Genomic DNA, 12096 nt, shown 5'->3' with positions numbered 1-12096 from the left:
AAGAGGACCAGCTTGCGGCTGATCAGGGCAGATAGTGACGACTCAGCGTCCAGCGAAGAGCCCGACGAACCCAGGGCAACTTACATAAGGGGGTAGCGGCCGGTTCGGGCTGCTGTGTTGTAGGCGGCGTCGCGCTCGGCTCGGCCCATCTCGTCGACCTCGAAGCCGACGTAATGCTGATAGGGCTGCCCGCCGGTGAGTCGGGCGATCACCGGGTCGAGGACCGCGCCCTTGGCTCGTGCGCTGCATTTGCGGGCACCGCCGCGCTGCGGCAGGGTGCCGGCGGTGAGCATTTCCGTCGACAGCGCGTAGGCCCCCTCGACGAAGAGTCGGTCCGGTTCGGTGGTGTCGCTGAAGGTGGTGATGCCCTCGCCGGCGGCGGTGGTGAGCAGCTGGTGGCGGCCGACCTGGACGAACCGGACCCGGTGGCGACGCAGCTCGGGGAGCACGTAGCGCTCAACGTCGGCCCCGGTGGCACTGAACTCGTCTCCGGTCATGGCGGTGATGACCACCAGGTCGGATAGGTCGAAGTCACGGCTGGACGGGTCGGTGAGCCAGCGCAATAGGACCGCCGTGCTGTCCAATCCGAGGCCATACGACAGCACATGCCGGGGGTGGCGGCGTGTGCTGGTGTCGTCGCTGAAGAGGCTGGCCTGCTCATGGTGTGCCTTGGTGCTCATCGTGGGGTCTCCCGCCCGTTCTTTTTGCCTTCTGGCACTGTCGTGTGCTGGTGTCGTCGCTGAAGAGGCTGGCCTGCTCATGGTGTGCCTTGGTGCTCATCGTGGGGTCTCCCGCCCGTTCTTTTTGCCTTCTGGCACTGGAGATTTGGGCCGGTAGAGGGCCGTGGAGTGCAAAGGTCCGGGCGGGGCAGGTCCCGGGTGAGCGCAGCGAACGTTTGTGGGGGAGCTGCCCCGAGCCTGTGGGCCCGCAGCGCAGCGGAGGCCGTGGCCTTGCGCGGAGCGGACCGCCGGCCACAATCGGAGGGCCAGAAAGGCAGAACCACAGGCAAGGCCCGGGGGAGCAATGATCAGAACCTGTGGATGAGCCTCGGGATGGGGGCGTGAAAGTGGGCGCACCTTCCCGAGGATGATCTGAAAGTCAGTAGGTCCGATCATGAGCCGGCGTTGGCGCGCTGGTTCGGGAAGGTACGCCCATGCTCACCGTAGTTCACGACGCCGAGGACGCCAACGGCCACGAGGCCTCTGGGCGCTCGTTGTTGGACGAGATCGTCCGCGACGGTGCCCGGCAAATGCTGGCCGCGGCGTTGCAGGCCGAGGTCGCCGCGTATGTGGCCCAGTACGCCGATCAGCTCGACGACAACGGGCACCGGCTGGTGGTGCGCAACGGCTACCACCAGCCACGTGAGGTGTTGACCGCAGCCGGTGCGGTGCAGGTGAAAGCTCCACGAGTCAACGACAAACGCGTCGACCCCGACACTGGTGAGCGGAAACGGTTTTCCTCGGCGATCCTGCCGGCGTGGGCGCGCAAGTCACCGCAGATGAGCGAGGTGCTGCCGCTTTTGTATCTGCACGGGCTGTCGACCAGTGATTTCGGGCCGGCCCTGGAGCAGTTTCTGGGCTCGGGTGCCGGGTTGTCGGCCACCACGATCACCCGGCTGACCAGTCAGTGGCAAGATGAGGCCCGCGCGTTCGCCGCCCGGGACCTGTCGGGCACCGATTACGTCTACCTGTGGGTGGACGGCATCCACCTCAAGGTCCGCCTGGACCAGGAAAAGCTGTGCTTGCTGGTGATGCTGGGTGTGCGCGCTGACGGCCGCAAAGAACTGGTGGCGATCACCGACGGCTACCGCGAATCAACCGAGTCGTGGGCCGATCTGCTGCGCGACTGCCGCCGCCGCGGCATGACCGCCCCGGTGCTCGCGGTCGGCGATGGCGCACTCGGGTTCTGGAACGCGGTGCGTGAGGTGTTCCCGGCCACCAAAGAGCAGCGGTGCTGGTTTCATAAGCAGGCTAATGTTCTTGCCGCGCTGCCGAAATCAGCGCACCCGTCGGCGTTGGCGGCGATCAAGGAGATCTACAACGCCGAGGATATCGACAAGGCCCAGCTCGCGGTCAAAGCCTTCGAGGTCGACTTCGGGGCCAAGTATCCTAAAGCGGTCGCCAAGATCACCGACGATCTGGACACCCTGCTGGAGTTCTACCACTACCCGGCCGAACATTGGATTCACCTACGCACCACGAATCCGATCGAAAGCACCTTCGCCACAGTGCGTTTGCGCACCAAGGTCACCAAAGGCCCGGGATCACGCGCGGCCGGACTGGCTATGGCCTACAAGCTCATCGACGCCGCCGCGGCCCGCTGGCGCGCCGTCAACGCCCCACACCTGGTCGCTTTGGTCCGCGCCGGCGCGGTCTTCCACAAGGGAAAGCTGCTCGAACGCCCCACCGAGATCACCCCAACACAGCCGCCCACCGACGGCGCCGAACAACCCGGAACGGAGGTCGCCTGAACAACCCGATCCACAGGTATTGAAATTTCTCGGCCCGGGGCGTGCGTCGGGTACGTGCCGCGTCGGGCACGGCAGTGCCATCTCCCCGACTTGAGTACAGCTGGTGTGAGTGGGGGAAATCTTTGCAGATCAGCGGTGCGCCGCGCCCTTAGGATCGCTGGTATGCCCGACTTCGATGTGCAAGTTGATATCAATTACCTGGCCAAGGTGGTCACCGAGGTTCGCGACCTCGCCGAGACCGTCCGCACGTACGGCCGAGCCGGGGCATCCACCATCGCCGCCGCCACACCGACGGCACTGCACGTGATAGCCGCCTACCTCGAATCGGAGATGCGCAGCTGGGCTCACACCGATGGCACTCATGCGCGGCTGTTCAACGAGCAGCTCGGCGGTGAGGCCATCCGGTTTCCCGAATTGCGGGCGGTGTTGACCTATGTGACGCCGTCTCCGGTGAGCCGCGAGGTGCAACAGGCCGAACTACGGGCCGCCGGCGCCCGCCTCAGGGCGGTGGCGCAGGAGTTGCCCTCACGCATGACGACGCAGTCGGTCCCGAAGTTCGTCTCTCTCATTGAGGAGCAGGCGGCAACCGTCATGGAGTTCGCCGATGGTCTCGGCTAGAACGGCGGGCCGGCGATGAGCCGCCGCAAAGCGACTCCGTGGGCGGCACCGGGCCTGCCCGACATTCGCCGGCAGTGGTGCAACGCTTTGGACAGCCTTGTCGACCACCAATCCAGCGCCCTTGCAGAACCGTCCGAAGCCCTGGGAGCTGCGGGGGAGAGCCTTCGAAGGTTGAAGCGGCTGCAGGCGAAGCTGGCCGAGACGTTGAGTCAGATGAGCGGCGAAGCCGACATCATCAAACGTGCTGAGCTGTACTGGGTTTCACGCGACATGGTGGACGTCGCGCTCGACGCCGCCGACTCCCTTCCGGAGTGGACGCCCGCTGTCGCCGCACCGGCCCCGACTGGGCTGTTGTGTTGGGCCAAGCCGGCCGGGCGCGTGCCATGGAATGCGTTGAGCCCCAACGATCCCACCGAGGTTTCGTGGGACGGGGTGTGGTGGTGGTCTCGCCCCGACGGGGTGCTGCAAATTCAGCCGTTGTCACGGTTGGCTAAGAACCCCGAGCTGCTCTCCCCTTACGGGGTGTCCTCGCCGCTGTGGGTGACCAACCCGACGCTGCTGCTGCAGCCGTTAGTGCCGCGCACCGCTGAGGTGGCCCGATCGGCTGAGGCGTCGCCGTTGGTGAGTGTCGTCGGAGCGGCCTGGCTCCTGATGGGCCAACCCACCGTCGCCTCCACCCGCGTCCTCGGCAGTGCACCGCCACCGCAGACCGAGGAATCCCCTACTGCGGCCGCGGACCCGAACCGGGTGAGCATCATTGAGCTGCGACGACCCATGAGCCCGCCCGGGGAACGCGATGGTTCATGCGGTGACCGTCAGTACCGCCACCGATGGTGGGTTGGCGGCCACTGGCGTCAGCAGGCATGCGGGCCCAACCATGCCGATCGCCGCCCAAAGTGGATCGCTCCGTACGTCAAGGGCCCAGAGGGCGCGCCACTTAAGACCGACCGCGTTCACGTTTGGCGCCGTTGAGCCCAGCCGCCCCAGTTGGCTGATGATGATGGTGTGTAGGTTCTCAAGCCTGAGTGCACTTCTCACGAGTAACTGCACCACCGCTGCTCTGATTATAAAAAGCTGAGATACGCCGCAAACTCGCCCACTGCGCATTGCCGCCACTCAGAGCGACTCATAGATGTTCAATAGCCAACGAGTGATCTGCTTCTGTCGGGGCCGCACTGCTGGGTCCGGAAGTATTTAACGCAGGGCGCGGTCGGGTTATACCGTTTCGGGGTGGTCAACAACGAGTTAGTTCTTCTGGATCAGGTGCTCAAGCAACGTCAGGACGAGCGCATTACACCTATCAAGGATGACGACGCCTTCGAGCTTTTCGCCTGCGAACAGGCGCTCGGAGACCGCGACCTCTCGACAGAGGAAGTTGCCGACGGTGTAGTTGGCGGCGGCAATGACGGTGGCCTTGACGGCGTGTACGTCTTTCTGGGCGATGTGCTCTTGGCTGAGGACAGTGATGTCTTTCAGGACGATTTCGTACCAGGTAGGGTCGCTGCTCGTTCTCGACTTGAGTTATGGATGGTGCAGGCAAAAAGAGACACTTCATTCTCCGAATCGGCGATCGAAAAGGTAGCCGATTCCTGTCGGCGGCTGTTAAGCCTGGCCGAGGACGAGGCCGACCTGGAGCAGCTGTATTCGACCGCGGTGGTGACGCGCACGGGATTTTTCCGCCGCGCACTTCAGGTTCTGGCCGCTCGACATCCCCAGGTGACGATTCGGTTCGTGTACGCAACACGAGGCCAACTCGATACGATCAACACGAAGGTTGAGATTAAGGCGCGCGACCTTCGTCGACAGTTCGACGAAGTTGTTTCCGGCGCAACCGGCATCGTAGATTTCCTCGGGGCCGCAGAGTTGTGGCAGCGGGCGACAGCACACCCGTCGTACACGATGCAGCTCACCTACCAGGAGAATGCAACCAGTGGGAACAGCCATGTGGCACTGGTACGACTGCGGGATTATCTGCAGTTCTTGGCCGACGAACACGGCGATCTGCGGCGTCACATCTTCGACTGGAACGTGCGTGACTATCAGGGCGACGTCGAAGTCAACAAGGAGATCCGCCAGTCGCTCGAGGACCTAGAGGGGCCGGAGTTCTGGTGGTTAAACAATGGGATCACGGTCATTTGCTCAAGGGCGACGGTCGTCGGCAAGACGTACGCGCTTGACGACGTGCAGGTGGTCAATGGCCTGCAGACCTCGCACACTGTCTTCGATGTGTTGCGCGGCGCCGCAGAAGACCATCCCGCTCTAGACCGTGCGGTTCTGGTGCGGATCCTTGTCACCGACGATGCATCGACTCGCGATCGCGTTATCCGCGCGACCAACCGACAGACTTCGGTGCCGGCCGCTTCCCTTCGCGCTACAGACGAGATCCAGCGCGACATCGAGGCATACTTCCTCCCCCACGGTTGGTTCTATGATCGTCGGAAGAACTACTACCGGAACAACGGCAAGAGCGTCGAGCGCATCGTGAGCATTCCGCTGCTCGCTCAAGCCGTCATGGCGATGGGACTGAGCCGGCCCGACAATTCGCGCGCCCGTCCATCTAGCCTGCTCAAACGTGACGACGATTACCGGAAGATCTTCTCAAGGGATATCGCGCTTGATGTCTATCTTTGGATGGCCCAGTCGCAGAAGGCCGTTGACTCATTCCTCCTCTCTGAGGAGGCGGGAACTACGCCCCAGGAACGAACTAATCTGCGCTTCCACCTGTCGATGATCGCGGCCGCCCGGCTTCTCAAAGCTCAAGTGCACAATCCGGCGCAGCTACAAACTATCGCGGCGTCCGGCACGACCATCACCTCGACTGATCTAACGGAATGTCTTGAGGTCCTTCGGGAGAGTTTGAGTGCGCGGGTCGATGAGACCGGCGACGGGCCTGACAAGATCGTGAAGGGCCCAAAGTTCGTTGACCTTCTGCTTGAACGCGCGCTACCAAAGCCAAATGCGGGGGTTTGACGATCTCAAACGACGGCTTCCCAGCCCAGGTGAGAACCGGTGCTGTCTAGCACAACGCCGGCGCCGCCGGTAGGTACCTTCGAAGCGTGACCCGCACTTCGTTGTCGCCCGACCGCCTCGTGGCCCCTGCGCCCATGTTGGCGACGCTGGGCCCGGCACCCCGCGGCGGTCAGTTTGCTGTAGAAGTGAAGTTTGATGGCCAGCGGGGGATGGTGACTGTTGATCGCCGTCTTCGTGTGACGTCGCGCAATGGGGCGGACATCACCGAAACCTTCCCCGAGTTATCCGCCGTCGCAGCTGCGGTCGGTGGCCGTCGAATGGTCCTCGACGGCGAGATTGTCGCCGTCGACGAGCACGGGCGCCCGTCGTTTAGACGGCTTCAGCGGCGGTGGCCTCAGCAGCGTCGGCCCAGCGTGCAGCTCGTGCGTGAGGTTCCCACGCGTTTTCTAGCCTTCGATGTGGTGAACATCGACGGCGAGGACGTCATGCACTGGCCTTACCGGGAGCGGCGCGAGCTGTTGGACACACTGATGGTGATGGAGCGTTCGCCAGCACTGACGGTGCCCCGACACTGGACCGATGTCGCTCCTGCCGACATGCTCGCTATCTGCGCTGATCAGCACCATGAGGGCATCGTGTGTAAACGGCTGGATTCGCCATACCGGTCGGGGCGGTCCCGGGACTGGATCAAAGTTCCAGTGCGCGCGACAACCGAGGCGGTGATCGTGGGGGCGTTCGCCGGCCCTCGCGGTGAGGTTGGGGCCCTGATCCTGGCGGCCCACGACGAGGCGGGCCGACTTGTGCTGCTGGGTCAGGTGGGCACGGGTTTTAGCGGTGCCGAACGTCGCCGCCTGGCCACACTGTTGGCCGGGACCGAGGCCCCCGCGCCGCCGGTGGCAGAGGGGGCGTCGATGTCGGGGGTCCAGTGGTTCAAGCCGCGGTATGTCGGTGAGGTTGCCTATCGCGAGTATCACGCGGGCAAAGGCCTGCGCCATGCGTCGTGGAAGGGGCTGCGTTCCGCGCCCGTGTCGGCGGTGTGTTTGCCGCGCGATGCCGGCGCGGTAGCCGGCTGATTACGAGTGTGTGCCCCACCAGGCGTAGAGCTGGTCCAGCCGAGGGTCGTTAGGGCCATCTGATTGCACGTCGGCGATGAGCCGTTGCGCGTCATTGGTCCACACCACGCGCGGCCGGCCATTGCTCAGCCCGCACAGCACGGTTCCGCGGGTGACGGCGGGGGTGTCGTTGCGGCGCCACGGGCCGGGGGACTGGATGTTTCCGGGGCAGACCACCACTGTCGTGGATTCGACGAGCTGGTCGAACGTGGTGCGCAGCGCCTCGGGTCCGCCGGCCAGGGTGTAGGTGGCGCTGCGGGGTCCACCAGGGTCGGTGTTTGGTCCGCAGGTGATCACCGTCGCGCCATCGGGGGATGGTGCTGGGGTGCATGCGTCGGCGGGATAGCCGGACGGGAGCAGCCGCCGGAGGTCCTCCAGCGCTGCGGGCGGGGCCGCAGTGGTCGTCGCTGGCGCCGCCGTGGGTGCGGTGTCGGGCGGGTCGGAGCCGCGGCCGATAAGCCACACCGAGAGGGCGACGATGAGCACGCCGGCGACTGCGATCGCTGCGAGCAGCTGGCGCCGTTGCGAGACGGCACGGGTATGAGGGAGCAGGCTGATGAAATCCGCTGCTGCGCCGTGGGACTCGGCCCCGCCTACCTCGGTGCGGGGTGGCGGCTCGTCGCGATCGGCGGGCGGCGCTACTGGCGCCGAGGGCAGGGGGAGGGTGAGTGCTGCGTTAGCCGCGGCCGCGAAGTCGCCGGCGGTGGGGTAGCGGTCAGCGGGATTCTTGGCCAGCGCCTTGGCGATCACGCTGTCCAGTTGTGGTGAGGCCCAGGTAAGCCGGTCGGACACCCGGGGCGGGGTGGTGTCCAGATGAGCTTTCACTGTGGCGCCGACCCCGGCGTCTGTCGGGTAGGGGTGTTCTCCAGTCAGCAGTCGAAAGAGCGTGCACGCGAGCGAGTACACGTCGGCGCGTCCGTCCAAAGCTGCTGTCCCGGTGATGACTTCGGGCGCGCTGTAGGCGAGGGTGGCGCTCATTGGCCCGTTGCCAGCTCCGCGGCTGTGGGGGGACAGGGCGGCACCGAAGTCGGTGAGCACGACGCGGTCGAGACCGCCCGGCAGTTTCTGGGCGGCGATCAGGAAGTTCGAGGGTTTGATGTCTTGGTGCACGACCCCGTGGGAGTGCGCGTAGTCCAGGGCGCGGGCGACCTCGGTGATGATGTGGACTGCCCGCTCGGGTGTCATCTGTCCGTCGCGCAGCGCAGTCTCGGCGTTGGTTCCCTCGACGTACTCCATGGCGATCCACAGTTGGCCGGTGTCGGTCTCGCCGCGGCTGAACACGCGCACGATGTTGGGATGTTCGAGCCCGGCGGTGATGTCGGCTTCGTGGAGGAACTGGGCGCGAACGTGGTCGCCGTTGGCGTGCTCGGGTTGAAGCACTTTGAGCACTTCCCGGCGCGGCAGGGTGGGACTGTGCACCAGGTAGACGGTCGCCATCGCCGTGACGGCCAGGACCCGCTCGACGCGGTATCCGGCGATGTTGGTGGGCGGCGGGGGCTGGCCCTTAGGTGCGGTCATGTCGACGCCTTCCCTGCCGAACGGTGACGGCTGCGCACGTGTGTGCTCATAGGCGGAGCCGTTCGACGGCTTGTCCGGTGACTTGCGCGATCAGGTCGAAGTCCGTGTCGAGGGCAAGCACGGTGAGGCCGGCCATCTCAGCGACCGCGGCCACCAGCAGATCCGGGATCGCCGGGGCGCGGTGCAGCCCACGGTCGGCCAGCTGGAGCTGCACGCCCACGGCGCGGTCCTCGGCGGCTGGGGTCAGGTACTCGAGCGGCATCAATGCCAGCGGCGGTGCGCCTGATTCGCTGCGGGCCTGCGATCCGTTGCGGAACGAGTAGCCGATCTGTAGGCGGGTGACGGTGCTCATGCGCACGAGACCGCGTTCGATGCGCTCGACCCAGGCCTGGGCGTCTGGGGAGGCCACCAGTTGCGTGTAGGCCGATTTGTCGATGAGCCAGTTGGTCACCGCCACGCGGCGTCCATGATGTCGGGATCGTCGAGGTCGGTGGCCGCCGCGGCGGCGCGGCGTAGATCGTCGACGGTCATGGTCCGCGTGGGGGCGCTCACTGAACCTTCGGTCTCGAATCTGGTTCGCAGATATTCTTGGCGCGAGAGACCGCGGGCGGCGGCGTCGGCGTCGATACGCGCGATCGCCGCGTCGGACAGTCCGCGGATTAGGACATCGCCCATCTGGCGTGACCTCCTGATATCATCGCTATCAGTTTACAGGGCGTTTGGCTGGCCCCCTGCGGCGACACTCATATCGACTGAAACCCGCCCGGCTGCGCTGACTCCTGCTGTCACCAGGGCTCTGCATGCCCGATAATTGGTGGCGTGACCATTCAGCTTGAGGCGGCCCAGGCGCTGGCGGTGGTCGAACGCGCCCGCTCGCTGTTCGGTACACCCGGGCCTGTGGCGACGTCGGGAGCTCCTTTGCAGACGGCAGCGGAATCTGTCAGCGGCGCGGGTCAGCAGATGTCGGGCCTGTCTGGTCAGCTGGTGGATCGGCATGCGTCGGTGGTACAGCAGCAGAACCGGGAGCTGGTCACCGCCGGCCGTACCGACTCCACCTTGGAAGCTCGATTGGCCAACGCGGCGCAGATCACTGAGGGCGGGGCGCGCCAAATGGACACGATTGTCGCCCAGACGCGCTCGATCGCCGAGGTGGCTGGATCGGCTCGCACACCTGCGGCGGAGATGATGGTGCTCAAGGCTCTGCGGACGCAGGTCGCCCGCGCCCAGTCGGTGGTGGCTTCGACTCAGCAGCAGTCCAGCCAGGCCGCCGGAGAGGTGAGAGCGCTCAGCTACGGCTCCGGTGAGTTGCCCCAAGCTCCGGCCGACCTTCCTACCGACAAGCCGGGTGAAGACCCACCACACGGTGAAGATCCGCGGTACTGGCTCGATGTCACCAAGTTGACCTACGTGGGTGACGGCGAGCTCGCGCCACCGAACTACAAGCAGGTGGGCCCCAACCTCTGGTATCCAGACCCTGAGGGCGGCCTGGGGTATGTGCCGCCCCCTCCGCCGGCAAAGTACCCCCTCGATCTGAGCGACGTTCGGGTGATCGACCCGGACTCCGGTGCGCTCTTCCCGCCGGGCTATCAGCAGGTCGCTCCGGGAATTGGTGTCCCACACCCTGATTCCTATTACGGTGCGCAGCCGCCGTGGCCCAAGCCGCAGCAGCCCATTGATATCCGCGACGTGGTGGAGATAGCGCCAGATCAGCTTGCCCCGTGGGGTTACGTGGAGTACATGCCCGGGTGGTGGGTTCCCGATCCGTCCAGGCCCTAGCGAGGAAGCCACGGGGTTCGGGTTCGTAGCGTCAGATCAATCGCGGTTGGCCCTGGTGGTCCTCGACGATGCAGCGTTCGCGGCGCAGTAGCGCGTCCAGAAGGGCGTTGATATGCGCGACGGCGCGGTCGTCGAGGCGGACGGGCTCGTAGATGAAAACATGACCGGCGCCGGCGGTCAGTCCGACAGACTCCGGATCACCACCGGCACGTACATGCATCTCCCAGTGAATGCGCGATCCGACATCATCGGCGCGCGCATCGAGCAAGGCAAGACTGCTCGCTGAAACCCCCACCCGAAGATCGTAAGGGCACCTCAATAGGTTGCTGAGCAACAATTTTCGCCGCGCACCTGCTACCGCGCTACGGAAGACGGTGGGTCGGGTGGTGACGCGCTCGGGCGTGCTGACCAAGCGATTGACCACGGTGTCGCAGACGCGCCCTAGCATCAGCGCCATGCTTGGTTTCTGGGTTATCGCGTGGGCCGGATCGCTTCTCTTCGCGGCGTTGGCTGTTGAGACGTACGTGAAGCGCCGATGGCCATCCCGCAGCACACTGGGGCTGGGCGCGGTCGTTGGGCTCAGCGCCATCCTGTTCTCGTTCGTTGGTATCGGCGCCCTCGTCGAAGGCGCCCTTCATAGTGCGGCGTGGCTGCGCGACGACGAGATGGCGCTATGGGTCGGAATCCTGTGCCTCTGGTCCATCTTCGTGTTTGGTGCCCTCCGAGCGATCCCCTGGGTGGTCGCGCAGCGTGAGTGAAGATGACACCGCACTTCTAGTTAGCGTGCTGGCCGGAAGACTCAAATGTCCAGCAGCACAGCAGAACTGAGACCCGGGTTAACCGCCAGCTCGAACAGTGAACACCTCGTCGGCGACGCCTGCTAGGGCGGCGCGCGCATCGTCGAGGTAGGTGAACATCGTCGCCCGGCCGACCAGGGCCGGATGACCGGGGATTCCCGTGAGGCCGACATCGAGCCAGTCGCGGTCGAGCCGGTCGGCCGACACCAACTGACGACCAGGCCGGCCAGCGCCGTCGAGGGCAGAAGCGACCGCCATGCCTGAATTGGTCGGCAGCATTGTATGGATGACCTCGGCCACCGACCAGGCGCGTAGCCGGGAGACTGGCATGAGGTCGTCGACGATTGCGGCCACCACCGGCAGAACGGTGAATATTGGCATGCCGTCGAAGAATTCGATGTGTTCGTCGAGCGCCGCCTCAAGTTCTCCGCCGTTGAACAGCTCTCCGAAACGGGCCTCCCGAGTGCCCAACTGGGCGAGACGGTCAGCGACAGGCTGGCGGCTCTGTCCGAGGTGCACCAGCACGAAGTCCACCGCTCCAACCGTCACCGCGGGGGAGGCGGCCACCTCGGCTGCCAGATCGGTCATTCGTATCTCTGCGCGCCAATCGCGACACCAACTGACCGTGGCGGCGTCGAGGCTTTCGAAGTGCAGCACCGGCAGGCCCAGCTCCGCGGCGCCTCGGCGCGCCACTTGCGGCCGGCGTAGGTACTCGGCGAGGTCAACAGCAGCTGGTGCTGTCCGTTCTCATTTGATCTGACACAGGACCAGTGAGCTGAACTGCGGTGTATCAGATCGGATGAGAATTCCACTTGACCAGCTTTATCAGCCGATC

At 65.2% G+C, this 12096-nt stretch carries 13 protein-coding genes; 7 read left to right on the top strand and 6 right to left on the bottom strand.

The features are described 5' to 3' along the window. Positions 1 to 80 precede the first annotated feature (80 nt). The gene (locus MCHLDSM_RS17220) at positions 81 to 680 is read right to left on the bottom strand and encodes a hypothetical protein (RefSeq protein WP_082168930.1); all 600 of its coding nucleotides are present in this window, start codon (positions 678 to 680) and stop codon (positions 81 to 83) included. A gap of 473 nt (positions 681 to 1153) precedes the next feature. Here MCHLDSM_RS17220 and MCHLDSM_RS17215 point away from each other — a divergent pair, with 473 nt between their 5' ends. The 5 genes from MCHLDSM_RS17215 (at position 1154) to ligD (ending at position 7131) form a co-directional block, all read left to right on the top strand. Then, positions 1154 to 2470 (top strand): IS256 family transposase, encoded by a 1317-nt coding sequence (locus MCHLDSM_RS17215; protein ID WP_048471220.1) that lies wholly within the window; start codon positions 1154 to 1156, stop codon positions 2468 to 2470. Between the two features lie 162 nt (positions 2471 to 2632). Continuing rightward, positions 2633 to 3088, top strand: a complete 456-nt coding sequence (locus MCHLDSM_RS17210) for a hypothetical protein (RefSeq protein ID WP_013470243.1) — start codon at positions 2633 to 2635, stop codon at positions 3086 to 3088. 171 nt (positions 3089 to 3259) lie between these two features. Beyond that, positions 3260 to 4060: a hypothetical protein gene (locus MCHLDSM_RS17205; protein ID WP_234714075.1), complete on the top strand. Its 801-nt coding sequence runs from the start codon at positions 3260 to 3262 to the stop codon at positions 4058 to 4060. A 258-nt stretch (positions 4061 to 4318) separates the two neighbouring features. Continuing rightward, complete coding sequence (locus MCHLDSM_RS17200; RefSeq protein WP_053083016.1) at positions 4319 to 6058, top strand: AIPR family protein; 1740 nt, start codon at positions 4319 to 4321, stop codon at positions 6056 to 6058. 86 nt (positions 6059 to 6144) lie between these two features. Next, entirely contained in the window at positions 6145 to 7131 is a 987-nt protein-coding gene (ligD, locus tag MCHLDSM_RS17195) for a non-homologous end-joining DNA ligase (RefSeq protein WP_053083015.1), read from the top strand. Here the strand turns inward: ligD and MCHLDSM_RS17190 are convergent, their stop codons facing one another. Genes MCHLDSM_RS17190 through vapB form a run of 3 tightly spaced genes read right to left on the bottom strand, consistent with a single transcriptional unit; the run spans position 7132 to position 9363 of the window. Beyond that, positions 7132 to 8688: a serine/threonine-protein kinase gene (locus MCHLDSM_RS17190; protein WP_048471217.1), complete on the bottom strand. Its 1557-nt coding sequence runs from the start codon at positions 8686 to 8688 to the stop codon at positions 7132 to 7134. Positions 8689 to 8734: 46 nt separating this feature from the next. Beyond that, a complete protein-coding gene (locus tag MCHLDSM_RS17185) occupies positions 8735 to 9145 on the bottom strand; it encodes a PIN domain-containing protein (RefSeq protein ID WP_041789295.1) in 411 nt (136 codons plus the stop codon). Then, entirely contained in the window at positions 9136 to 9363 is a 228-nt protein-coding gene (gene vapB, locus MCHLDSM_RS17180; protein ID WP_048471216.1) for a type II toxin-antitoxin system VapB family antitoxin, read from the bottom strand. Before vapB ends, MCHLDSM_RS17185 begins: the two co-directional genes overlap by 10 nt. A gap of 144 nt (positions 9364 to 9507) precedes the next feature. On the opposite strand from vapB, the gene MCHLDSM_RS17175 reads away from it, so the two are divergent. Then, on the top strand, positions 9508 to 10464 hold the full coding sequence (locus MCHLDSM_RS17175) for a DUF4226 domain-containing protein (RefSeq protein WP_041321962.1): 957 nt from the start codon (positions 9508 to 9510) through the stop codon (positions 10462 to 10464). 31 nt (positions 10465 to 10495) lie between these two features. Here the strand turns inward: MCHLDSM_RS17175 and MCHLDSM_RS39420 are convergent, their stop codons facing one another. Further along, on the bottom strand, positions 10496 to 10759 hold the full coding sequence (locus MCHLDSM_RS39420; RefSeq protein ID WP_234714074.1) for a hypothetical protein: 264 nt from the start codon (positions 10757 to 10759) through the stop codon (positions 10496 to 10498). An 88-nt stretch (positions 10760 to 10847) separates the two neighbouring features. Here MCHLDSM_RS39420 and MCHLDSM_RS17165 point away from each other — a divergent pair, with 88 nt between their 5' ends. After that, the gene (locus MCHLDSM_RS17165; protein WP_234714068.1) at positions 10848 to 11222 is read left to right on the top strand and encodes a hypothetical protein; all 375 of its coding nucleotides are present in this window, start codon (positions 10848 to 10850) and stop codon (positions 11220 to 11222) included. A gap of 78 nt (positions 11223 to 11300) precedes the next feature. Here the strand turns inward: MCHLDSM_RS17165 and MCHLDSM_RS17160 are convergent, their stop codons facing one another. After that, positions 11301 to 11795: a hypothetical protein gene (locus MCHLDSM_RS17160; RefSeq protein ID WP_234714062.1), complete on the bottom strand. Its 495-nt coding sequence runs from the start codon at positions 11793 to 11795 to the stop codon at positions 11301 to 11303. Positions 11796 to 12096 lie beyond the last annotated feature (301 nt).

The organism is Mycolicibacterium chlorophenolicum (assembly GCF_001044235.1).
GTDB lineage: Bacteria > Actinomycetota > Actinomycetes > Mycobacteriales > Mycobacteriaceae > Mycobacterium > Mycobacterium chlorophenolicum.
This window is presented reverse-complemented; position numbering and strand designations above follow the sequence as displayed.